25 protein-coding genes are annotated in these 22,054 nt (G+C 71.1%); 17 read left to right on the top strand and 8 right to left on the bottom strand.

The window, feature by feature from the left end:
• Nucleotides 1-12: 12 nt before the first annotated feature.
• From ACZ4SW_RS04760 to ACZ4SW_RS04745, 4 genes are all read right to left on the bottom strand, one after another.
• Nucleotides 13-1,020, bottom strand: a complete 1,008-nt coding sequence (locus ACZ4SW_RS04760) for a COX15/CtaA family protein (protein ID WP_468237932.1) — start codon at nt 1,018-1,020, stop codon at nt 13-15.
• A 54-nt stretch (nt 1,021-1,074) separates the two neighbouring features.
• The gene (locus tag ACZ4SW_RS04755) at nt 1,075-1,791 is read right to left on the bottom strand and encodes an ABC transporter permease (RefSeq protein WP_468238502.1); all 717 of its coding nucleotides are present in this window, start codon (nt 1,789-1,791) and stop codon (nt 1,075-1,077) included.
• 50 nt (nt 1,792-1,841) lie between these two features.
• A complete protein-coding gene (locus tag ACZ4SW_RS04750) occupies nt 1,842-2,765 on the bottom strand; it encodes an ABC transporter ATP-binding protein (RefSeq protein ID WP_468237930.1) in 924 nt (307 codons plus the stop codon).
• Nucleotides 2,766-2,849: 84 nt separating this feature from the next.
• Nucleotides 2,850-3,641: an AAC(3) family N-acetyltransferase gene (locus ACZ4SW_RS04745; protein ID WP_468237928.1), complete on the bottom strand. Its 792-nt coding sequence runs from the start codon at nt 3,639-3,641 to the stop codon at nt 2,850-2,852.
• A gap of 161 nt (nt 3,642-3,802) precedes the next feature.
• On the opposite strand from ACZ4SW_RS04745, the gene ACZ4SW_RS04740 reads away from it, so the two are divergent.
• From ACZ4SW_RS04740 to ACZ4SW_RS04705, 8 genes are all read left to right on the top strand, one after another.
• Nucleotides 3,803-4,579 (top strand): helix-turn-helix transcriptional regulator, encoded by a 777-nt coding sequence (locus ACZ4SW_RS04740; RefSeq protein WP_468237925.1) that lies wholly within the window; start codon nt 3,803-3,805, stop codon nt 4,577-4,579.
• The gene (gene sufB / locus ACZ4SW_RS04735) at nt 4,576-5,997 is read left to right on the top strand and encodes a Fe-S cluster assembly protein SufB (protein WP_388563119.1); all 1,422 of its coding nucleotides are present in this window, start codon (nt 4,576-4,578) and stop codon (nt 5,995-5,997) included. The genes ACZ4SW_RS04740 and sufB overlap by 4 nt, the downstream gene beginning before the upstream one ends.
• A gap of 64 nt (nt 5,998-6,061) precedes the next feature.
• Nucleotides 6,062-7,246, top strand: a complete 1,185-nt coding sequence (gene sufD, locus ACZ4SW_RS04730) for a Fe-S cluster assembly protein SufD (protein ID WP_468237922.1) — start codon at nt 6,062-6,064, stop codon at nt 7,244-7,246.
• Nucleotides 7,243-7,563, top strand: coding sequence for a non-heme iron oxygenase ferredoxin subunit (locus ACZ4SW_RS04725; RefSeq protein ID WP_103844430.1), 321 nt, complete (start codon nt 7,243-7,245; stop codon nt 7,561-7,563). The genes sufD and ACZ4SW_RS04725 overlap by 4 nt, the downstream gene beginning before the upstream one ends.
• A 7-nt stretch (nt 7,564-7,570) precedes the next feature.
• Nucleotides 7,571-8,335, top strand: coding sequence for a Fe-S cluster assembly ATPase SufC (sufC, locus tag ACZ4SW_RS04720; protein ID WP_468237919.1), 765 nt, complete (start codon nt 7,571-7,573; stop codon nt 8,333-8,335).
• The gene (locus ACZ4SW_RS04715; RefSeq protein WP_468237916.1) at nt 8,332-9,588 is read left to right on the top strand and encodes a cysteine desulfurase; all 1,257 of its coding nucleotides are present in this window, start codon (nt 8,332-8,334) and stop codon (nt 9,586-9,588) included. Before sufC ends, ACZ4SW_RS04715 begins: the two co-directional genes overlap by 4 nt.
• A gap of 16 nt (nt 9,589-9,604) precedes the next feature.
• Nucleotides 9,605-10,072 (top strand): Fe-S cluster assembly sulfur transfer protein SufU, encoded by a 468-nt coding sequence (sufU, locus tag ACZ4SW_RS04710; protein WP_388563129.1) that lies wholly within the window; start codon nt 9,605-9,607, stop codon nt 10,070-10,072.
• Nucleotides 10,069-10,404, top strand: a complete 336-nt coding sequence (locus tag ACZ4SW_RS04705; protein ID WP_103844434.1) for a metal-sulfur cluster assembly factor — start codon at nt 10,069-10,071, stop codon at nt 10,402-10,404. Before sufU ends, ACZ4SW_RS04705 begins: the two co-directional genes overlap by 4 nt.
• 73 nt (nt 10,405-10,477) lie before the next feature.
• Here ACZ4SW_RS04705 and ACZ4SW_RS04700 read toward each other — a convergent pair whose 3' ends face one another.
• Entirely contained in the window at nt 10,478-11,332 is an 855-nt protein-coding gene (locus ACZ4SW_RS04700) for an AbfB domain-containing protein (RefSeq protein WP_468237913.1), read from the bottom strand.
• 284 nt (nt 11,333-11,616) lie between these two features.
• Between ACZ4SW_RS04700 and ACZ4SW_RS04695 the strand changes: the two genes are divergently transcribed.
• The 3 genes from ACZ4SW_RS04695 to dapD all read left to right on the top strand — a co-directional run bounded on the left by ACZ4SW_RS04695 (nt 11,617) and on the right by dapD (nt 13,556).
• Nucleotides 11,617-11,937, top strand: coding sequence for a DMT family transporter (locus ACZ4SW_RS04695; protein WP_468237910.1), 321 nt, complete (start codon nt 11,617-11,619; stop codon nt 11,935-11,937).
• Nucleotides 11,937-12,473, top strand: coding sequence for a TetR/AcrR family transcriptional regulator (locus ACZ4SW_RS04690; RefSeq protein ID WP_468237908.1), 537 nt, complete (start codon nt 11,937-11,939; stop codon nt 12,471-12,473). Before ACZ4SW_RS04695 ends, ACZ4SW_RS04690 begins: the two co-directional genes overlap by 1 nt.
• 93 nt (nt 12,474-12,566) lie before the next feature.
• Entirely contained in the window at nt 12,567-13,556 is a 990-nt protein-coding gene (gene dapD, locus ACZ4SW_RS04685; protein WP_468237905.1) for a 2,3,4,5-tetrahydropyridine-2,6-dicarboxylate N-succinyltransferase, read from the top strand.
• A gap of 53 nt (nt 13,557-13,609) precedes the next feature.
• On the opposite strand, the gene ACZ4SW_RS04680 is transcribed toward dapD, so the two are convergent.
• Together ACZ4SW_RS04680 and dapA are read right to left on the bottom strand one after the other, a co-directional pair.
• Nucleotides 13,610-14,113 carry a hypothetical protein gene (locus ACZ4SW_RS04680; protein ID WP_468237903.1) on the bottom strand — a complete coding sequence of 168 codons (504 nt, stop codon included), beginning with the start codon at nt 14,111-14,113 and terminating at the stop codon, nt 13,610-13,612.
• Between the two features lie 88 nt (nt 14,114-14,201).
• Complete coding sequence (gene dapA, locus ACZ4SW_RS04675) at nt 14,202-15,107, bottom strand: 4-hydroxy-tetrahydrodipicolinate synthase (RefSeq protein ID WP_468237900.1); 906 nt, start codon at nt 15,105-15,107, stop codon at nt 14,202-14,204.
• A 186-nt stretch (nt 15,108-15,293) separates the two neighbouring features.
• Here dapA and ACZ4SW_RS04670 point away from each other — a divergent pair, with 186 nt between their 5' ends.
• The 5 genes from ACZ4SW_RS04670 to ACZ4SW_RS04650 all read left to right on the top strand — a co-directional run bounded on the left by ACZ4SW_RS04670 (nt 15,294) and on the right by ACZ4SW_RS04650 (nt 18,360).
• Nucleotides 15,294-15,446, top strand: a complete 153-nt coding sequence (locus ACZ4SW_RS04670) for a hypothetical protein (protein ID WP_468237897.1) — start codon at nt 15,294-15,296, stop codon at nt 15,444-15,446.
• Nucleotides 15,443-16,105: a hypothetical protein gene (locus ACZ4SW_RS04665; protein WP_468237895.1), complete on the top strand. Its 663-nt coding sequence runs from the start codon at nt 15,443-15,445 to the stop codon at nt 16,103-16,105. Before ACZ4SW_RS04670 ends, ACZ4SW_RS04665 begins: the two co-directional genes overlap by 4 nt.
• A 90-nt stretch (nt 16,106-16,195) precedes the next feature.
• Nucleotides 16,196-16,900: an antibiotic biosynthesis monooxygenase gene (locus ACZ4SW_RS04660; protein ID WP_468237892.1), complete on the top strand. Its 705-nt coding sequence runs from the start codon at nt 16,196-16,198 to the stop codon at nt 16,898-16,900.
• A gap of 84 nt (nt 16,901-16,984) precedes the next feature.
• Nucleotides 16,985-17,614, top strand: coding sequence for an ArsR/SmtB family transcription factor (locus tag ACZ4SW_RS04655; RefSeq protein ID WP_468237891.1), 630 nt, complete (start codon nt 16,985-16,987; stop codon nt 17,612-17,614).
• Nucleotides 17,615-17,628: 14 nt separating this feature from the next.
• Nucleotides 17,629-18,360: an SRPBCC family protein gene (locus tag ACZ4SW_RS04650; protein WP_468237889.1), complete on the top strand. Its 732-nt coding sequence runs from the start codon at nt 17,629-17,631 to the stop codon at nt 18,358-18,360.
• Nucleotides 18,361-18,402: 42 nt separating this feature from the next.
• Here ACZ4SW_RS04650 and ACZ4SW_RS04645 read toward each other — a convergent pair whose 3' ends face one another.
• Nucleotides 18,403-20,229, bottom strand: a complete 1,827-nt coding sequence (locus ACZ4SW_RS04645; RefSeq protein ID WP_468237887.1) for an endonuclease/exonuclease/phosphatase family protein — start codon at nt 20,227-20,229, stop codon at nt 18,403-18,405.
• A 311-nt stretch (nt 20,230-20,540) separates the two neighbouring features.
• On the opposite strand from ACZ4SW_RS04645, the gene ACZ4SW_RS04640 reads away from it, so the two are divergent.
• Complete coding sequence (locus tag ACZ4SW_RS04640) at nt 20,541-21,968, top strand: hypothetical protein (protein ID WP_468237885.1); 1,428 nt, start codon at nt 20,541-20,543, stop codon at nt 21,966-21,968.
• Nucleotides 21,969-22,054: the final 86 nt, after the last annotated feature.

The following is a 22,054-nucleotide window of genomic DNA, read 5'->3' as shown; positions in this document are numbered from 1 at the left end:
TACGGCGCGGCGTCACGCGCTGGTGAGCGCCGACTCGGTGGAGGGTCCCGGGAGATCCGCCGCGACCTCGGCGCGTTCCCGCAGCGACAGCAGCACCCGGAGCACCCCGATCCACACCAGGCAGGAGCCGAGCATGTGGAGGCCGACCAGGACCGCCGGCAGATGCGTGAAGTACTGGACGTAGCCGATCACGCCCTGCGCGAGCAGGATCAGGAACAGGTCGCGGGTGCGGGCCAGGGGGCGCTTGGGGGCGTCGACGGCCTTGAGGAGGAACCACAGCGCGAACGTCAGTGTCACCACGATCCAGGCGAGCACCGCGTGCATCTTGGCCACCGTCTCCCAGCTGATGTGGATCCGGTCGACCTTGCCGGAGTCACCCGGGTGCGGTCCGGCCCCCGTCACCACCGTGCCGACGGCGATGAGCAGCAGGGACGCGGCCACCAGGAACCACACGAGCTGCTGCACGGCCTTGCCGACCAGCGGCCGGGGCGCGCCGTCGCCCTCGCGGGTGCGCTGCCACATCACCGCCGCGACGGCGACCAGAGCCGTCGCCAGCAGGAAGTGGGCCGCGACGGTGTACGGGTTGAGACCCACGAGCACGACGATTCCGCCGAGGATCGCGTTGCTCATCACAAGCCAGAACTGGGCCCAGCCCAGCCGGGTCAGGCTGCGCCGGTACGGCTTCTCGGAGCGGGCGGCGATGATCGCCCAGCCGACCGCGGCGCACAGCACGTACGTCAGCATGCGGTTGCCGAACTCGATGGCGCTGTGATAGCTCAGCGCGTGCGTCGGCGTCAGTGAGCCGTCGGTGCACTCCGGCCAGGTCGGGCAGCCCAGCCCCGAGGCGGTCAGCCGGACGGCACCGCCGGTGACGACGATGACCACCGACATGACGAGCGCGGCGAGAGCCGCCCGCTGGACGGTCCGGGGCTCGGGGGTCCAGCGGTCGGCGATGAAGGCGAGCGGGTTGCGCAGGGCCGCTGCGGCATCGGCGCGGTTCAGCTTTGGCACGCCCACCATCGTAGGCCGCCGCTTGTGCACGCTTTCACGAGGGGTCGGTCGATGGGGAGGGAGTCACTCCCAGCGGAAGAACCTCCCGGCCGCGGCCAGCCCCACCACGGCCCACACCGCCAGGATGCCGAGGTCGCCCCAGGGAGTCCCGGCCCCGTGCTGCAACACGGACCGCAGACCGTCCGAGAGCGCGGAGATCGGAAGCAGCCCGAGCACGTCCTGGGCGCCGGAGGGGAACTTGTCCAGCGGCACGATCACCCCGCCGCCCACGAGCAGCAGCAGGAACACCAGGTTGGCGGCGGCCAGGGTGGCCTCCGCCTTCAGCGTGCCCGCCATCAGCAGGCCGAGCCCGGAGAAGGCGGCCGTGCCGAGGACGAGCAGGAGCAGCACGGCGAGCGGGTTGCCGTGCGGCGACCAGCCCAGGGCGAAGGCGATCACCGTCAGCAGGATCACCTGAAGGACCTCGGTGACCAGGACGGACGCCGTCTTGGCGGTCATCAGTCCCCAGCGGGGGAGCGGCGAGGAGGCGAGCCGCTTCAGCACGCCGTAGCGGCGCTCGAAGCCGGTCGCGATGGCCTGTCCCGTGAACGCGGTCGACATCACGGCGAGTGCCAGGATCCCGGGGGCGAGGAAGTCGACGGCCTTGCCGGCGCCGGTGTCGACGATGTCGACGGAGCTGAACAGGACCAGCAGCAGCGTGGGGATGACGACCGTCAGCAGCAACTGCTCGCCGTTGCGCAGCAGCATGCGCGTCTCCAGCGCGGCCTGCGCGGCGATCATGCGGGGCAGCGGTGCGGCGCCGGGTTTGGGCGTGTAGGTGCCGACGGTGGTCACGAGCGCAGCTCCTTGCCGGTGAGCTCCAAGAAGACGTCCTCCAGGGTGTGCCGTTCGACCGAGATCCTGTCCGGCATCACCCCGTGCTGGGCACACCAGGAGGTCACGGTCGCCAGCAGTTGCGGATCGACCTTGCCGACGACGCGGTACGCGCCCGGCGTCAGCTCCGCCGCGGAACAGTCGGCCGGGAGCGCTTTGAGGAGGGAGCCGACGTCGAGGCCGGGCCGGCCGGTGAAGCGGAGGGTGTTCTCGGCTCCGCCGCGGCACAGCTCCTCCGGGGAGCCCTGGAGGATGACCCGGCCCGCGTCGATGATCGCGACGTCGTCGGCGAGCTGCTCGGCCTCGTCCATGTAGTGCGTGGTCAGGATCACGGAGACGCCGTCGGCGCGCAGGTCGCGGACGAGGTCCCAGGTGGCCCGGCGGGCCTGCGGGTCGAGGCCGGCGGTCGGCTCGTCCAGGAACACCAGCTCGGGGCGGCCGACGACGGCCATGGCGAGCGCGAGCCGCTGCTGCTGTCCGCCCGACAGGCGCCGGTAGGGCGTCCTGCCGCAGCCGTCCAGTCCCAGCCGCTCGATGAGCGCGTCCACGTCGAGGGGGTGCGCGTGCAGCTTGGCCACGTGCCGCAGCATCTCCTCCGCCCGGGCGCCCGAGTACACGCCGCCGGACTGCAGCATCACGCCGATCCGGGGACGCAGCGCGGCGGCCTCCCGGACCGGGTCGAGGCCCAGCACGCGTACGGTGCCGGAGTCCGGCTTCCGGTACCCCTCGCAGGTCTCGACCGTGGTCGTCTTCCCCGCCCCGTTGGGGCCGAGAACGGCGGTGATGCCCGCCCGGGCCACCAGGTCGAGCCCGTTCACCGCGGTCTTCGTGCCATACCGCTTCACCAGGGCCTGTACCTGGACGACCGGCTCACTTCCCATGGGTCCAGAGTCTAGGTAGGCGCCCCGGGCACCGGACGACGGGGGCCGGAAACCGATTGCACCGGGGACGACGGCGTCCGGAAACTACTCCTCGCGCGGCCTGTGCAGTGCCAGCCACCGCTCCGCATAGGCCACCGCGTCCGCGACCGGGAACAGCCGCGCCTCGGCCGCGCCCACCCTTCCCCGCACGACGGGCCGGTCCCGCTCGAAGTCGTGTCCCAGCTCGTCGAAGCGCTCGGAGGTGATCGACACCTCCGTCACCGTCTCCCATCCGCCCGGTCCGGGCCGTCCCACCTCGACGAGCGGTGACGGTATGCGGTACTCGGCCAGGTGGAAGCAGGTGCAGGAGTCGTATCCGGCCCCCAGCAGGAGCACCCGGGCGCCCAGGGCCTCCAGCCGGGCCAGCGGGCTGCGCTCGCCCAGACGGCAGTCGGGCGCGTGGCCCTGGACGATCTCCGCGGCATGCCGGCCGACGGCGGCGAAGGACGTCTGGGGATGCGCACTGCGCAACGCACCCGGCCAGGTGCGCAGGGTCTCCGGGATCACGCCGACCCCGCGCGTGGGCGTGGTCCGCGGGTCGTAGGCGGGCATGGTGGCCCGGATGGTCTCCCACCATTCCTCGGGCACCGGCGGATTGCTCCACAGCGCCGGGTCGGACAGATCGCCGGACTGCGTCGGGACCACCAGCGTGCCGTCCGGTCCGACGGCGTCGAGCAGTCCCTCGACGACCGCGACGGCACCGCCGTTGACCCAGCCCAGGGAGCTGAGCGAGGAGTGCACCAGGAGGATCTCGCCGGGCGCGACACCCAGCGTGCGCAGCTCTGCCGCGAGACCGTCCCTGGTGACAAGAGGGCCGGTCGGAAGGGGTAGGGGCATGACCTGGGAGTCTTGCCCAGGCCGCGGCCGGCCGCCACCGGTTCGATGGATCACGGATCGTTTGCGCAGGTCAGTTTAGGTATGCCTAAGTGACGTAGCGCACCGGCGGCCCCGGCGGACGGCGCTTGTCAGCTTCTGAGGAATTACGCAACAATGGCGTTGTGAAAAACGTCGGCGAGGCTCGGGAGACCCCGGTGGGGGCCCCTCAGGAGGAGCTCGCGACCGGGGAGCGCTCGACGCGCAACCGGGTCGCGCGGTCCATCCTGGACCACGGCCCGTCGACCGTCGCCGAGCTGGCCGGACGGCTGGGACTCACCCAGGCGGCCGTACGCCGTCACCTGGACGCGCTGGTCGCCGACGACGTCGTGGAGGCGCGCGAGCAGCGCGTGTACGGCACGCGTACGCGCGGGCGGCCCGCCAAGGTGTTCGCCCTCACCGACTGCGGCCGCGACGCCTTCGACCAGTCCTACGACAAGCTCGCCGCCGACGCCCTGCGCTGGATCGCCGAGCACGAGGGCGGTGAGGCGGCCGTCGCCGCGTTCGCCCGCGCCCGGATCGCCGCCCAGGCCGGCGCCTACCGCGAGGCGATCGAGGCCGCCGCCCCCGAACGGCGCACCGAAGCGCTGGCCAAGGCCCTGAGTGCGGACGGGTACGCTGCTACGGCACGCAGCGCACCGGTCGGCGAGCAGCTCTGCCAGCACCACTGCCCGGTCGCCCACGTCGCGGAGCAGTTCCCGCAGTTGTGCGAGGCGGAGACCGAGGTCTTCTCCCAGCTCCTCGGCACGCACGTACAGCGACTGGCCACGATCGCGCACGGCGACGGCGTCTGCACGACGTTCATCCCCAAGGCGGCGCACCAGGCGCCCCGCAAGGCTTCGAAGATTTCCGAGACCACCCACAACGCATCCGCAAGCACGGCCGGGAGGAACCCCGCATGACTCTCCCCACGGAGACTGCCCACCCTGAGCTCGAGGGCCTGGGCAAGTACGAATACGGCTGGGCCGACTCCGACGTGGCCGGTGCCTCCGCCAGGCGCGGCCTGAACGAGGAGGTCGTCCGCGACATCTCCGGCAAGAAGTCGGAGCCGGAGTGGATGACCAAGCTGCGCCTGAAGGGCCTGAAGCTCTTCGAGAAGAAGCCCATGCCGAACTGGGGCTCGGACCTGTCGGGCATCGACTTCGACAACATCAAGTACTTCGTGCGCTCCACGGAGAAGCAGGCGGAGTCCTGGGAGGACCTGCCCGAGGACATCAAGAACACCTACGACAAGCTGGGCATCCCGGAGGCCGAGAAGCAGCGCCTCGTCGCCGGTGTCGCCGCCCAGTACGAGTCCGAGGTCGTCTACCACCAGATCCGCGAGGACCTGGAGGAGCAGGGCGTCATCTTCCTGGACACCGACACCGCGCTGAAGGAGCACCCGGAGCTCTTCAAGGAGTACTTCGGCACGGTCATCCCGGCCGGTGACAACAAGTTCGCCGCGCTGAACACCGCCGTGTGGTCCGGCGGCTCCTTCATCTACGTGCCGAAGGGCGTGCACGTGGAGATCCCGCTCCAGGCCTACTTCCGCATCAACACGGAGAACATGGGCCAGTTCGAGCGGACCCTGATCATCGTCGACGAGGGTGCCTACGTGCACTACGTCGAGGGCTGTACGGCCCCGATCTACAAGTCGGACTCGCTGCACAGCGCCGTGGTCGAGATCATCGTCAAGAAGAACGCCCGCTGCCGCTACACGACCATCCAGAACTGGTCGAACAACGTCTACAACCTGGTCACCAAGCGCGCCGTGGCCTACGAGGGCGCGACCATGGAGTGGATCGACGGCAACATCGGCTCCAAGGTGACGATGAAGTACCCGGCCGTCTACCTGATGGGCGAGCACGCCAAGGGCGAGACCCTCTCCATCGCCTTCGCGGGCGAGGGCCAGCACCAGGACGCGGGCGCCAAGATGGTCCACATGGCGCCGAACACGTCGTCCAACATCGTCTCGAAGTCCGTCGCGCGCGGTGGCGGCCGTACGTCCTACCGTGGTCTGATCGAGATCGGCGAGGGCGCCGCCGGGTCGAAGTCGAACGTGCTGTGCGACGCCCTGCTCGTCGACACGATCTCCCGGTCCGACACGTACCCCTACGTGGACGTCCGCGAGGACGACGTCTCCATGGGCCACGAGGCCACCGTCTCGAAGGTCTCCGAGGACCAGCTCTTCTACCTGATGAGCCGCGGCCTGTCCGAGGACGAGGCGATGGCGATGATCGTGCGCGGCTTCGTCGAGCCGATCGCCAAGGAGCTGCCCATGGAGTACGCGCTGGAGCTCAACCGGCTGATCGAGCTGCAGATGGAGGGCGCGGTCGGCTGACGACCGCCCGCCGGAGCAAGCAGCACGCAGATTTCTGACGTAGGAAGAGAGCACAACGACAGCCATGGCTGAGGCCCAGAACATCCCCGTGGGATCCACCACCGCGGGCTCGATCGCGGTCGCCGCCGAGTCGACGGTCGCCACGCGCATGAGCGCGCCGCCGTCCTTCGACGTGGCGGACTTCCCGGTGCCGCACGGCCGCGAGGAGGAGTGGCGGTTCACGCCGCTGGAGCGCCTGCGCGGTCTGCACGACGGGACCGCCGTCGCGAACGGCGGCGGCGTGAAGGTGGCCGTCGGGGCCCCCGAGGGCGTCACCGTCGAGACCGTGGACCGCGACGACCCGCGGCTCGGCAGGGCGGGCACCCCGGTGGACCGCGTCGCCGCCCAGGCGTACTCCGCCTTCGAGAAGGCCTCGGTCGTGACCGTCGCCAAGGACACCGTCCTGACCGAGCCGATCCGTATCGCGGTGCACGGCGAGGGCGGGACCGCCTTCGGCCACCAGGTGATCGAGCTGGGCGCCTTCGCCGAGGCCGTCGTCGTCATCGACCACACCGGTGACGCGGTGCTCGCCGCCAACGTCGACTACATCCTGGGTGACGGCGCCAAGCTGACCGTGGTGTCGGTCCAGGACTGGGACGACAAGGCGGTGCACGTCGCCCAGCACAACGCGCTGGTCGGCCGGGACGCCAGCTTCAAGTCGGTCGTCGTGACCTTCGGCGGTGACGTGGTCCGTCTGCACCCGCGCGTGTCGTACGCCGGCACCGGCGGCGAGGCCGAGCTGTTCGGTCTGTACTTCACCGACCGGGGCCAGCACCAGGAGCACCGGCTCTTCGTCGACCACAACACCCCGCACTGCAAGTCGAACGTCGTCTACAAGGGCGCGCTCCAGGGCGACGACGCGCACGCCGTGTGGATCGGTGACGTGCTCATCGAGGCCAAGGCCGAGGGCACGGACACGTACGAGATGAACCGCAACCTCGTCCTGACGGACGGTGCCCGGGTCGACTCGGTCCCCAACCTGGAGATCGAGACCGGCGAGATCGTCGGCGCCGGCCACGCCAGCGCCACCGGCCGCTTCGACGACGAGCAGCTGTTCTACCTGATGGCCCGCGGCATCCCGGAGCACGAGGCGCGCCGCCTGGTGGTCCGCGGCTTCTTCGCCGAGCTGGTCCAGCAGATCGGCGTCGCGGACATCGAGGAGCGGCTGCTCGCCAAGATCGAAGAGGAGCTGGAGGCGTCCGTCGCATGAGCGCCTTCGTACGTGTCTGCGGTCTGAGCGAGCTGGAGGAGGACACCCCGAAGCGGGTGGAACTCGACGGCACGCCCATCTCCGTCGTGCGCACCGAGGGCGAGGTGTTCGCGATCAACGACATCTGCTCGCACGCGAACGTCTCCCTGTCCGAGGGCGAGGTCGACGACTGCCACATCGAGTGCTGGCTGCACGGCTCGCGCTTCGACCTCCGCTCCGGCAAGCCGGACGCCCTTCCCGCGACGCGCCCCGTCCCCGTATACCCCGTAAAGATCGAAGGGGACGACGTGCTCGTCTCCCTCACCCAGGAGTCCTGAGGCACCCATGGCAACGCTTGAAATCCGAGACCTGCACGTCACCGTCGAGGCCGAGAACGCCACGAAGGAGATCCTCAAGGGCGTCGACCTCACCGTGAAGCAGGGCGAGACGCACGCCATCATGGGCCCCAACGGCTCGGGCAAGTCGACCCTCGCCTACTCGCTCGCAGGCCACCCCAAGTACACGGTCACCGGCGGCACCGTGCTGCTCGACGGCGAGGACGTCCTCGAGATGTCCGTCGACGAGCGCGCCCGCGCCGGTGTGTTCCTGGCGATGCAGTACCCGGTCGAGGTCCCCGGCGTCTCGGTCTCCAACTTCCTGCGCACCTCCGCCACCGCGATCCGCGGCGAGGCCCCGAAGCTGCGCACCTGGGTGAAGGAGGTCAAGGAGGCCATGGAGCGCCTCAACATCGACCCGTCCTTCGCCGAGCGCAACGTCAACGAGGGCTTCTCCGGCGGTGAGAAGAAGCGCCACGAGATCCTCCAGCTCGAGCTGCTCAAGCCGAAGATCGCGATCCTCGACGAGACCGACTCCGGTCTGGACGTCGACGCGCTTCGGATCGTGTCGGAGGGGGTGAACCGCGTCCGTGAGTCGGGCGAGGTCGGCACCCTGCTGATCACGCACTACACGCGCATTCTGCGCTACATCAAGCCCGACCACGTCCACGTGTTCGCCGGCGGCCGCATCGTCGAGTCCGGCGGCCCCGAGCTCGCGGACAAGCTGGAGGAAGAGGGCTACGAGGCATACGTGAAGGGTGGCGCATCCGCGTGACACAGCTGCCGGGCCTCCTCGACACCGAGGCGATCCGCAAGGACTTCCCCGTCCTGGACCGGCTGGTCCACGACGGCCAGAAGCTCGTGTACCTGGACAACGCGGCGACGTCGCAGAAGCCGCGCCAGGTGCTGGACGCCCTGAGCGAGTACTACGAGCGCTACAACGCCAACGTCCACCGCGGTGTGCATGTGCTCGCCGAGGAGGCCACGGCGCTGTACGAGGGCGCGCGCGACAAGGTCGCCGCGTTCATCAACGCGCCGAGCCGCGACGAGGTGATCTTCACCAAGAACGCCTCCGAGTCGCTGAACCTCGTGGCGAACATGCTCGGCTGGGCCGACGAGCCCTACCGGGTGGACTCGGACACCGAGATCGTCATCACGGAGATGGAGCACCACTCCAACATCGTGCCGTGGCAGCTGCTGGCGCAGCGCACGGGCGCGAAGCTGAAGTGGTTCGGCCTGACCGACGACGGCCGCCTCGACCTGTCCAACATCGAGGAGATCATCACGGAGAAGACGAAGATCGTCTCCTTCGTGCTGGTGTCCAACATCCTGGGCACCGTGAACCCGGTCGAGGCGATAGTGCGCCGCGCCCAGGAGGTCGGCGCCCTGGTGTGCGTCGACGCCTCCCAGGCCGCGCCGCACATGCCGCTGGACGTGCAGGCCCTGCAGGCCGACTTCGTCGCCTTCACCGGCCACAAGATGTGCGGCCCGACCGGTATCGGTGTCCTCTGGGGCCGCCAGGAGCTGCTGGAGGACCTGCCTCCGTTCCTCGGCGGCGGCGAGATGATCGAGACGGTGTCGATGCACTCGTCGACGTACGCACCCGCCCCGCACAAGTTCGAGGCGGGCACCCCGCCGATCGCGCAGGCGGTCGGTCTGGGCGCGGCGATCGACTACCTGAACTCGATCGGCATGGACAGGATCCTCGCCCATGAGCACGCGCTCACCGAGTACGCGGTGAAGCGGCTGGCCGAGGTCCCCGACCTGAAGATCATCGGCCCGACCACGGCCGAGGACCGGGGCGCGGCGATCTCCTTCACCCTCGGCGACATCCACCCGCACGACGTCGGTCAGGTCCTCGACGAGCAGGGCATCGCCGTCCGGGTCGGCCACCACTGCGCCCGGCCGGTCTGCCTCAGGTACGGAATTCCTGCGACCACGCGAGCGTCGTTCTATCTGTACTCCACGCCGGCCGAGATCGACGCTCTGGTCGAGGGGCTGGAGCACGTACGGAACTTCTTCGGCTGAGGGGCGTGCTGAAAAGGTGAAGCTGGACTCCATGTACCAGGAAGTCATCCTGGACCACTACAAGAACCCGCACGGGCGGGGCTTGCGGGATGGCGACGCCGAGGTGCACCACGTGAACCCGACGTGTGGCGACGAGATCACCCTTCGCGTGAAGTACGACGGCACGACGATCAAGGACGTCTCGTACGAGGGCCAGGGCTGCTCCATCAGCCAGGCCTCGGCCTCCGTACTGAACGAGCTCCTCGTCGGCAAGGAGCTGTCCGAGGCGCAGAAGATCCAGGAGACCTTCCTGGAGCTGATGCAGTCCAAGGGCAGGATCGAGCCCGACGACGCGATGGAGGACGTCCTGGAGGACGCGGTCGCGTTCGCCGGGGTGTCCAAGTACCCGGCGCGGGTGAAGTGCGCCCTCCTGAGCTGGATGGCGTGGAAGGACGCGACGGCCCAGGCGCTGGGCGGAGCCGACGCCGAAAGGAAGACGGCATGAGCGACACCGTGGAGATGAAGCCGGTCTCGGAGGAGGAGCTCCGCGAGGCCCTGATGGACGTCGTCGACCCCGAACTGGGCATCGACGTCGTCAACCTGGGGCTGATCTACGGCATCCACATCGACGAGGCGGCGAACATCGCCACCGTCGACATGACCCTGACCTCGGCGGCCTGCCCGCTGACGGACGTCATCGAGGACCAGGCCAAGTCCGCCACGGACGGCCTCGTCAACGAGCTGCGCATCAACTGGGTCTGGATGCCGCCGTGGGGCCCCGACAAGATCACGGACGACGGCCGCGAGCAGCTTCGGGCGCTCGGGTTCAACGTCTGAGACCCACGAGCCACGAAGCGGCACACACGGCGGGGCCCGAGCGGGCCCCGCCGTTTCGCATGCCCGGACGGGTTCAGGCCAGGCCGTGCACCAGCCGGAACGCCGAGTCCGCCCGGTACTGATCGCCGTACTGGTACGGGTCCAGCTTGAGCTGGAAGTTCTGGTGGCGCAGGAAGCGGCCGGGGTAGTTGACCGACTCGAGCATGACCGCGCCGGGGTACGAGGACGGCCGGGGGCAGAAGGTGGCGTCCTGCCGGAACAGGGACGAGCCGTCGTCGGGCTCGGCGCGCAGGATGAAGTTCCGGTGGCGCAGGTAGGTGCCGTCGGCCGTGGCGAAGGAGTAACAGGACGCGTCCGCCAGGCCGGTGACCAGTTCGAAGGTGGAGTCCTGACGGCTCTGAGAGCCTCGGACCGGGTCCAGCTTCACGTAGCCGCCGCTGACGTGCCAGTAGCGGTCGGGGTAGTTGACCGACTGCAGCGACCTCCAGGCGGCCGACGGCTGGGACTTCGGGGGCTTGGCGGTGGACGGCTTGGAGGCGTGAGCCGTGGCTCCGGCCTCGGCCGTGTGCCGGGCGGTCTCCGCAGAGGGCGAGTTGGCCTCGGCCGCCGGGGACCCGTTGCCGGACGTCATGCCGCTCTTCCCGCTGGGCGCCGCGACGGGGGAGGGGGGCAGGGAGAAGTCGGGCACGTCCGGGTCGCCCAGTGCGACGGCGGTGTCGTGCGCGTTCTTCGGCGACGGGGTGTCATCTCCTTTGCTCCACACGGAGATCGCTATCGCGCTCGTGGAGAAGACGGCCACGGCGAGCAGTCCCGCCGCCCAGAGCCTGCGGGATCCCGGCGTCCGGGCCTCGCCCGGGACGTCACCGGTCTCCCACACCGGGGAAGGGGCGGGCTGGTGCGGAGCGGGTGGGGGGTTGTTGTCTGGCATGCGCGGTTCCCTCGGCGTCGCCGTACGGCGGACGCGGAATCGTGAAAAGAGCGGGTCGTGGCACAACGGGGCAAGCGAGGAAGGCAGGGGTCGGCCGGGCCACGGGCACGCGGAAGAGTGGCGGCCGTGGAAGCCGGGTGATCGACCGGTGAAACAGTAGTGGACATGACGGGTTTTCAGCAGCCGTTTGAGAGAGCGGTTTCACGGCACTGCGCCCTCGCGCCCCGGCCTCGCGTACGACGCGGTATGTACAGCCGTACACAACGATGCGTACACTCGTCCACATGGGATACGCCTTCCTCGCCGGGGCCATCGCCGCCGAAGTCGCCGCCACGACCTCCATGAAGTACAGCGAGGGGTTCACCAGGCTCGGGCCCTCGCTGGTGACCCTCCTCGGCTATGTCGTCTCCTTCCTGCTGCTCGCGCAGACCCTGAAGTCCCTCTCGATCGGCACCGCCTACGCGATCTGGTCCGGCGTCGGCACCGCGACCGTCGCCATGATCGGGCTGGTGCTCTTCGGGGAGGGAATGGGGCCGGCGAAGATCGTCGGGATCGGGTTGATCATCGGCGGGGTGGTGGTTCTGAACCTGGGAGGTGCGCACTGATGCCCCGCCGCTACGACCCCGAGCGACGCCGGCGGATCATCGACGCGGCGATCCGGGTGGTCGGGGAGAAGGGCATCGCCGGACTGAGCCACCGCTCCGTCGCCGCCGAGGCCGACGTACCGCTCGGCTCCACGACGTACCACTTCAAGACCCTCGACGAACTGATGGTCGCCGCGCTGCGGCAGGCGAACGAGGGGTTCGCCAGGACGCTCGCCGAGAGCGGCCTGCTGGAGAACGTGGAGGGCGACCTGGCGGCGGACCTCGCCCGGCTGCTGGGGCAGTGGCTGGGCGGCGATCGCGCGGGCGTCGAGCTGGAGTACGAGCTGTATCTCGCGGCCCTGCGCCGCCCGGCGCTGCGGCCCGTGGCGGCCGAGTGGACGGAGGGGACGGCCGAACGGCTGGCGCGGCGCACGGACCCGGCCACGGCGCGGGCACTGCTCGCCCTGCTGGACGGGATCTGTCTGCAGGTGCTGCTGACGGGGGCGCCGTACGACGAGGAGTACGCGCGGGAGGTCCTGGCACGGGTGATCCCCTGATCCGTGGCCGGCGCCGGCGCCCCGTCTGACCGGCACCTGAGACGCCCGCGCACCGGTTCGCCCCTGCGCGCCCCACCACGTTAGGTTTCCCCTATGACCGACACGACTGCCCCCCGTACCACCGGTGCCGTGGCCGCCGGCCTCGCCACCGTCGCCGCCGACGGCACCGTTCTCGACACCTGGTTCCCCGCTCCCGAGCTGGCCGCCGAACCCGGCCCGTCCGGCACCGAGCGACTGTCCGCCGAGAAGGCCGTGGAGCTGCTCGGCGAGGGCGCCGCCAAGGCGATCGGCCCGGACGCCCGCCGAGGCGTCGAGGTGGTCGCGGTGCGCACGGTCATCGCCTCGCTCGACGAGAAGCCGATCGACACGCACGACGTCTACCTGCGGCTCCACCTGCTCTCCCACCGCCTGGTCAAGCCGCACGGCCAGAGCCTGGAGGGCGTCTTCGGGCTCCTCGCCAACGTCGCCTGGACCTCGCTCGGCCCGGTCGCCGTCGACGACGTCGAGAAGGTGCGCCTCAACGCCCGCGCCGAGGGGCTGCACCTCCAGGTGACCTCCATCGACAAGTTCCCGCGCATGACGGACTACGTCGCGCCCAAGGGCGTCCGCATCGCCGATGCCGACCGGGTCCGCCTGGGCGCGCACCTGGCCGAGGGCACGACCGTCATGCACGAGGGCTTCGTGAACTTCAACGCCGGCACGCTCGGCACCTCCATGGTCGAGGGCCGCATCTCCGCGGGCGTCGTGGTCGGCGACGGCTCGGACATCGGCGGCGGCGCCTCCACGATGGGCACGCTGTCCGGCGGCGGCAACGTGATCATCTCCATCGGTGAGCGCTGCCTGATCGGCGCGGAGGCGGGCGTCGGCATCGCCCTCGGCGACGAGTGCGTCGTCGAGGCCGGCCTCTACGTCACCGCGGGCACCCAGGTCACCCTGCCCGACGGCCAGATCGTCAAGGCCCGCGAGCTCAACGGCGCCTCCAACATCCTCTTCCGCCGCAACTCCGTCACCGGCAGGGTCGAGGCCCGCCCGAACAACGCGGTCTGGGGCGGCCTGAACGACGTCCTGCACAGCCACAACTAGCCCGTCGCAGCGGCCTGAGCGCCTCCCGCGGAACGCCGCGTGAGGCGCTCGGCTCATCCCCCGGCCCTCGCGGCGAACTCGGCGAGGACCGCGAAGTCGTCCTGCCGAAGGCCCACCCGGGGATCGACAGGGTGCAGCAGGGCCGGACCCGGATGGTGCGCGGCGACGTACGCCTCGTCCGCCGGGTTCTGCTCGTCGTCGACCCAGGCGAAGGGACGGCCGCCCGCGTGCGCCACGATCGCCTCGGTCTTCCAGTGGACGCCGTCGGGACGCACCGCGAACAGGCCCGCGCCGAAGTCGACGTACGGCAGCTCGGGGAGCCCGACGACCGGGCCGATCCAGCGGTTGGCGGCGTCCATCCACGTGGTCGCCCAGCACAGTTCGTAGCCGAGGCCGAGCAGGGCCTCGCCATGGCCCGGGTGGAGCCAGACCCGCAGGGCGTGCCCCGGGTGCAGGGCGACCCGGATGGTCGTGTACCCCTCCGGGCGGCGCTCGGGCCGGGCGGCCCACGGGTTGAGCGGGCCGTCGACGTCCAGGTACAGCACCGGTCGGCTCATCCCGTCAACGTACGCCGGAGACGGCGGCCGGGCGACGGGGCGCGGCTCGGGGCGGACGGGAGTGCCACCGGCACACGGCCGTCTGCGATCACTCCCCGCCGGCCAGCTCCTCGTACGCCGCCAGCAGCCCGTCGACCGTCTCGCGGCCGGCCGGCCGCAGCGGGGCGCGGACCGGGCCCGCGGGCAGACCGAGCGCCCCCAGCAGGCCCTTGGCGGTGACCGTGCCGGGCAGGCCCGCGGACATCATCAGGTCGATGAGCCGGGTGGCCTGCTGCTGCAGCCGTGCCGCCCGCGCCGTGTCCCCGGCGTCGAACGCGTCCAGAACCGAGCGGAGCCGGCGCGGGACGGCGTTCGCGACCGTGCTGACGTACCCGGCGCCGCCGACCGCGTACAGGGCGAGGTTGTGCTCGTCGCAGCCCGCGTAGTACGCCAACCCGGTCCGCGCCAGCACCTTCTGGGCGCCGAGGAAGTCGTACGAACAGTCCTTGACGGCCACGATCCGCGGATGCCGCGCGAGCCGGATCATCGTCTCCGGTTCGATGCGGGTGCCGGTGCGGCCGGGGATGTCGTAGAGCATGAGCGGCAGCCCCGAGGCGTCGGCGATCTGCCGGAAGTGGGCCTCGACCGCGTCCTGCGGGGGCCTGCTGTAGTACGGCGTGACCACCAACAGCCCGTCGGCGCCCGCCTTTTCGGCCTCCAGCGCCAGCTCCCGGGTGTGCCGGGTGTCCGAGGTGCCCACGCCCGCCACGATGGACGCCCGCCCGCCGACCGCCTCGCGTACCGCCCGCACCAGCGCCGCCTTCTCGGCGTCGGTGGTGGTCGGGGACTCGCCGGTGGTACCCGAGAGCACCAGACCGTCGCAGCCCTCGGACACGAGCAGGTCGGCGAGCCGCTGCGCGCCGTCGAGGTCGAGCGCGCCCGCCTCGGTGAAGGGGGTGATCATGGCGCACAGGGTGCGGCCGAAGGGACGGGCGGGCGGGGGTGTGGTCGTCATGGGAGTAGTCTCGGCAGCTCCACTGTGAAGCTCCACTTAATTCTTCTACAGAGTATCGATTAGAGTCGCTTGTTTTTTGCGGGCGTGAGGGGCGCGGCGAGGCGCCGTCGGCGACCAGGCACTGGTGCCAAATCGGGCCGTGTGGGTCACCATGGCGGAGACGGTAACCAACAGCCGGGAGGCGTCATGAAGCTGGGCAGGGCACTCGCCACCGGGGTCGCCGAGGAGCGCCCGCAGGTGCACGAGGAAGAAGCCGACCTCCGGGTCGCCGACGTCGCCGACATCGCGGAGCCCGTCGAGGAGGCGTCCGCCCCCGAAGAGGTCCCGGTCGCGCGATGAGACTGCGGCTCCCCGAGGAACGACCGACGGAGCCGCCGACCGGATACAAGATCGCCCACCCGGTGCTGTCCCAGGACGGCACCCGGGCCGGGTTCACCGGTGTGTCGCTGGGCGGCGGCCTGCCCTACGGCGTCCTCGACGAGGCCCGGTGCGTCTACGGGCTGCGGCACCGCGCGCCGCACCGCCGCTGCGACTGCGGCTTCCACTGCCTCCACGACCGTGCGGAGGCGGAGGCGCTGCTGTGCACCGGAGAGCACCGGGCGGCCGTGCTGCTCGAGGTCACGGTCCTCGGCGCGTACCTCCGCTTCGAACGCGGCTTCCGGTACGCGCGCCAGCGGGTGCGGACGATGACGGTCGGCGCGTGTGCGTGCGGAGCGCCCGCCTCGGCGCTGGCCGACGCCGGCTGGGGGCGGCCGGGCTGGCGTGTGCTCCAGCCCTCGTGCGCCGGGTGCGTACGCGGTCGTACGTCGCTGTCGCTCGCGGCGTTCGCGCGGCTCGCCGGGGAGGGGCTGCGGGTGCGGGCCGCACCGGGCGCCGAGAGCCCGCCCGCCGACCTGGGCGTGTCCGAGCTGGTCGCCGAGGCGGCTCTGCTCCAGGCCCGGCTCGATTGGTTCCAGAGCCGGCTGGCGCGCCTGGAGAACGGCGGGTCCGCGCGGTGACCGGGGCCGAGGGGCCGGACTTGACCTGAAGTTAGGTTGAGGTTGCAGCGTGGTCGGTGCATGTGGCAGCACCGAGCACGGAGGCCTTTCATGACCCGTCGTACCTCCACCCACCCGGACCTCGCGGACTCCAGGGCCGAGGCGCCCGTCTTCGGCGCCTGGCGCGTGGGGACGCCCCTGCGGCAGCGGCGGGCGGTCGAGACCATCGCCGAGGTCTGGGAGCGCCGGCCGTGGCCCGCCGACGGGCTGCTCGGCCACTACGTCTACACCGGGCACGACACCTCCAGCCTGCTGTACCACTCGCGTTGGGCGGACGAGCAGGCCTATGAGGCGTACGTCGCGACGCAGCGGCAGGAACGCCTCGACGAGGTCGACACCGTGGTGCCGGGCGCCGAACGGCTCTGGCTCGGCCGGTACCGGCACTACCGCAGCCACGTTCCGGCCGGCCGGGACGGACGCGTCCCCGGATGCATCGTGATCGTCGACATCGAGTTCGACGGACCCGACCCCGGGCGGCAGCGCGCCTGGGTGGACGCCGTCGTCGAAGCGCTGGAGAGCGAGCCCAACCCGCACCCCGGCGCCCTCGCCGCCCACTTCCACCTCGGCACGGACGGCTCCCGGGTCCTCAACTACGCCGAGTGGGAGAGCGCCCAGGCCCACCTGGACGCGCTCGCCGCGCCCGGCGACGGCATCGGCTCGGCCCTGGCCCAGTGGGAGCGCGTGCAGACGTGGCCCGGCCTCAAGAGCACCACCGTGAGCCGCTACGACTACGCCCTCGGACTCCTGCCGGACTGACGCCCGTGGTGTCCCTCCACCCGACCCCTCACCGAAAACTCCGCTCTCCTGGACAAGAAAAGTTTTCGGTGAGAGGGTGGAGCCATGTTGGACGTCACCGTCATCGAGGACCCCGAGGCCGCGGCCGTCTCGCTGGACCCCGTCCGCGCCCGCCTGCTCGCCGAACTGGCGGCCGGCCCCGCGTCGGCCGCCATGCTGGCCGGAAAGGTCGGGCTGCCCCGGCAGAAGGTGAACTACCACCTCAAGGCCCTCGAGCGGCACGGCCTGGTCGAACTGGCCGGCGAGCGCCGCAAGGGCAACGTCACCGAGCGGCTGATGCGGGCCACCGCGGCGTCCTACGTGATCAGCCCGCTCGCGCTCGCCTCCGTGCAGCCCGACCCCGACCGCTTCCGCGACCAGCTCTCGGCGCGCTGGCTGCTCGCCCTCGGCGCCCGGCTGGTCCGCGACGTCGGCTCGCTCGTCACCGGCGCGGCCAAGGCCCGCAAACGGCTCGCGACGTACGCGCTCGACGGCGAGGTCAGGTTCGCCTCCGCCGCCGACCGCGCCGCGTTCGTGCAGGAGCTGACGGCGGGCGTCAGCGCCCTGATCCGCAAGTACGACGCACCGGACGCCGAGGGCGGCCGCGACCACCGGATCGTCGTGGCCGTCCACCCCACCGTCAGGGAACCGGCCGGGGCCGCCCCGGAACCCGGCTCCCAGCAGGAATCCCAGTGAGCAGGAGCCCCGCCATGTCCAAGGAATTCGAGATCGTCCGCGAGTTCGAGGTCGACGCCACGCCGGAGGAGGTGTGGGAGGCGATCACCACCGGCACAGGCGGCTACCTGTGGCCGATGGAACCGCCCGAGCCCAGGGAGGGCGGCAAGGGACCCTTCGGATCCACGGTCACCGCGTGGGACCCGCCGCACCGCTACACCGGCCGCAGTGAGGACGTCGGCCTCCCCACCCAGTCGCTCAACCAGCTCGACCACACCATCGAGCCGCGCGACGGCGGCCGGCGCGCCTGGGTGCGGTACGTGCACAGCGGGATCTTCACCGACGACTGGGACAACCAGTACGACGGCGCGAGCAAGCACACCGACTTCTACCTGCACACCCTGCGCGAGTACCTGACCCACTTCGCGCCCCGCCCGGTCGCCTTCGCGACCCTGAACGGGCCCGCGGCGTCCACGGCGCCCGACGCCTTCGCCGCCGTCCAGCGGGCGCTGGGACTCGCCGACGACACCGCCGAGGGGGCGCGGGTGACCGTCCGGGGGCCGAGCGCGTTCGAGGCCGTACTCGACTACCGCAACCCGTACTTCCTCGGGCTGCGCACGGACGACGCCCTGCTCCGCTTCTTCGGCCGCAACCACTGGGGCGCCCCGGTCGGCATCAGCGTCCACGACTTCGCGCCCGGCGCCGACGCCGCGGCGAACGAGGCCGCCTGGCAGGGCTGGCTGGACGGGGTGTTCAGCCGGCCCTGAACCGGGGGGCCCTGAACCGGGGGGCCCTGAACCGGGGGACGGCTACGGACGGAACCGCAGCACCTGCGGGTCGTGGTCGCTGATCTGGTCGTGGAACTCCGAGTTGATGTGCACGCTGTCGTAGTCCAGGTCGCAACCGCGGCGGATCGACGGGCTGACCAGGATCTGGTCCAGGACCTGCTCGTTGCCCTGGTAGTCGTACGTGTACCGCTCGCTCTTCGGCAGCGACTTGATCGCCGACCACAGCTCGCCGTCACCCTCGAGGATCTTCGCGGTGTCGGAGAACTCGAAGTCGTTCATGTCGCCCAGCGCGATGACCTCGGCGTTCTTCTGCGTGTCGAGGATGTCCTTGACGAAGGCGTTCACCTCGGTGGCCTGCAGGTGGCGCTGAACCTCCGAGCTGCGGGTCGGCGGCTGGTACTGCGAGTGCAGCGACTGGTCGCCGCCCTTGGAGGTGAGGTGGTTGGCGATCACGAAGACCGTCCTGCCGCGGAAGACGAACTCGCCGACGAGCGGCTTGCGGCTGGACTTCCAGGCGTCGCTGGCCGGGTCGATACGGCCGGGGGAGACCGTCAGCCGGGCCTTGCCGTGCACCCTGGTGACGCCCACGGCGGTCGTGGAGTCGCCGCCCGGGCGGTCGGTGAAGGAGACCCGCGCCGGGTTGAAGAGGAAGACCTGGCGGATGTTGCCGCCGGGCTCGCCGCCGTCCTGGTCGTTGACCGGGTCGATCGAGCGCCAGTCGTACCTGGGGCCGCCCGCCGCGACGATGGCGTCGATCAGCTTGTTCACCGTCTGGCTCGCGTCGACCGTGCCGTCGTCCTTGGCGCCGTTGTCGTCCTGGATCTCCTCCAGGGACACGATGTCCGGCGACTGCAGGTTGTTCACGATCGCGGAGGCGTGGGCCGCGAACGTGGTGTCCGACGGGTCCAGGTTCTCCACGTTGTAGGTCGCCACGGCCAGCTCGCCGCGCTCCTGCTTGCGGGTGGTCTCCCGCTCCAGCCCGCCGCTCTCGAGCGTGCCCAGCCGGCCGGCGACGAGGGTGTAACCGCCGAACTGGTTGTAGTCCAGTGGGCCGGTCGTGGTGCCGGTGAGCGTGTCACCGACGTTCGCCTGCGGGAAGTCGGCGGTGGAGCCCAGCGACTGGATCTGCAGGCGGCCGGTGTTCTGCGCGTCGTAGGAGCCGTACACCGTGCCGCCGCGGCGGTTCGCGTGCTCGTGCGGCTTCACCGTGACCCACAGCTCGCTGTACGGGTCGGTCGCGGTCACCACGCGGGCGTCGGCGACCTGGACGTTCATGCCCTCCAGGGACTCGTAGTAGTCCAGGGCGTACGTCGAGGGCTGAAGGGCCAGGCCGTTGATCGAGCCGTTCGCGGCCGGGTCGCCCGCCGGGGCGTACGCGTCCGGCACGGAGTCCTCGTCGATCACGACCGGCGCCGGGACGGCGTTGCCGCTGGACCCCACCGTCACCGTCGGCTTGGTGATCTCCGTCAGCGACTGATTGCCGGACGAGGTGCCGCCGGGGACGTACTCCGAGACCGTGCCCGTCACCGTGACCGCGTCGCCGACGGCGACCTTCGGGGTGGAACCGGTGAAGACGAAGACGCCCTCACTGGTGGCCGGGTCGTCGTCCGGGGCCGGGTCCTGCATCCAGAACCCTCTCGACGAGCCGTAGGTCCGCACACCCGTGACGATTCCGGCCACGTCCGTGACCTTCTGGCCCGCCAGCGGCGATATCCGGGTCGTGCCCTGGATGTCGTGGATGCGCACGGTGTCCGCGTGCGCGGGAGAGGTGAGGATCACCCCGGGCACGGCGGAGCAGACGGCGGCGACGGTGAGCGCGGCGAGGCGCGCGGAAGACTTGCTCGGCAACGGAATCCCTCCGGGGACATACGTGGACGCCGGGACGAAGTGGAGCGTGGAACCGGGGGCCGCGACCGGTGGGGCGGCGGCGACGCGCGTAGCGGGCGACGGACGGCGCCGAACCTCAGTGAACAGCTGTCCCCCGACTTCTACGCGCGTCAATCTCCTGTGTTCTCCGGCCAGTTGTCAAGGTTTCGGCCATGTACGGCAGCCGGCGAGGAGATGAACCGGGTGGCATGGGTGGAAATCCGTCTACGCTGAGCAGTGTGTTTCGGGGCGCCCCTCGGCCACCACGTACGTCCCCCAAGGAGATCCAGCCGATGTCACACAGCTCCCTCCTGCCGCCGGTCCGGCTGCGTTCCGAGGCGGAGCTCGCACGGGACGCGCTCGCCACACCCCTGCTCTCCCGCGCCGCCCGGCTCGCCCGCTGGGCCGGACCGGACACACGGGTCGGCCCCGGGGGTGAACTCGTCGAGGAGCAGCTTCCCGCCGCCGCCGAGGTCCTCGGGCTGACCGGCGAGGACGCCGCCGCCTGCGCGAGCGAGGCCTGGCGGGTCGCCGTCGACACCGGTCTCGTCCAGGTCGTCGACCAGCAGGAGGGGACGGTCGCCACCGGCGCCGATCTGGCGCTGCTGACCTCCGGCAGCCCGGGCGACGTGCTCGGCGTGTGGCTCGGCGCGCTGGAGGCCGTGCTCGCCGACGCGAGCGTCCCCGAGCTGGACGGGCTCGTCGACGCCATGGAGGAGAACGGCGGGGTCGACCTGTCCTCCCTCGACTGGGACCCGGAGGCGGAGGCCGAGTTCCTCGACGGAGCGCTCGGCAACCTCTACGTGCTGACGGTCAGTCAGGAGGCGCCCGACGACAGCGCGGTGCCGCTCCCCGCGCTCGCCGCGTCGATGATCGTGCCCGACGACATGGGAGAACCCACCAACGACGTCCTGGAACAGGTCTCCGACGCCATGATGCGGCTGGACGACCAGTTCCGGATCCTTCAGCCCATCGGGCTCGTCGACTTCCAGCCGGTCGACGAGGCGCTGATGACCGACGCCGGGGACGAGTCCGCGGCGGCCGTCGACGAGACGGACGTCAGCCGGTACGGGATGGTGCGGCTGACGCCCCTCGGGCTGTACGGGATGCGGGCGCGGCTGCAGGAGGCCGGGATGACGGCGCCCGCGGTCGGGGAACTGGCGGACAAGGGGGCGGACGCCCTGCTCGACGGCACGTCGGCGTTTCCGCCGGCGGCCGCGCAGGCGGAGACGGAGCAGTGGCTGGCACGCCGGGCCCCGCTGACGGCGGTGCGGGAGCTGCTGGCCGCGGCGCGGGGCTCGGACGCCGGTGCGCCGCTGCGCCGGCTCCGCTGCCAGCAGGCCCTGTCCCTCATCGGGCCGGAGGCGGAACCCGCGCTGCGCGAGGTGCTGGACGACGCGGAACTGGGCGGCCTGGCGCGCGTATGGCTCACCGAGCGCGGGGCGGCGGACGTGCCGGCACCGCCGGAGTGGATGGTGTTCTGGCTCACCATCGACACGCTGGCCGCGCAACTGGCCGCCGAGGGCAACTCGGAGGAACTGCAGGGCCTGGTCGAGGGCTTGGCGGCCCAGCACAGCGGCTTCTTCGCGACGGCGTGGCGGGTCGACCATCCGGCGACACCGGACGTCCTGGAGGCGATGGGGCGCCTGCACCCGGACAAGAAGGTGGCGAAGGAGGCGAGGAAGGCGGCGTTCAAGGCGCGGTCCCAGCAGGGAGGCTGACCGTCGCACTCGGGGCCCTGCTTGGTGAGTGGCGGGGCGGAACGTTGCCATGGCATTGCCCGGCGTTGGTCTGCGCGGCGCCCGGC

This window comes from Streptomyces sp. NPDC028331 (genome assembly GCF_055565775.1).
Note: the sequence above shows the minus strand (reverse complement) of the source record. Positions and strands in the feature narration are given on the sequence as shown.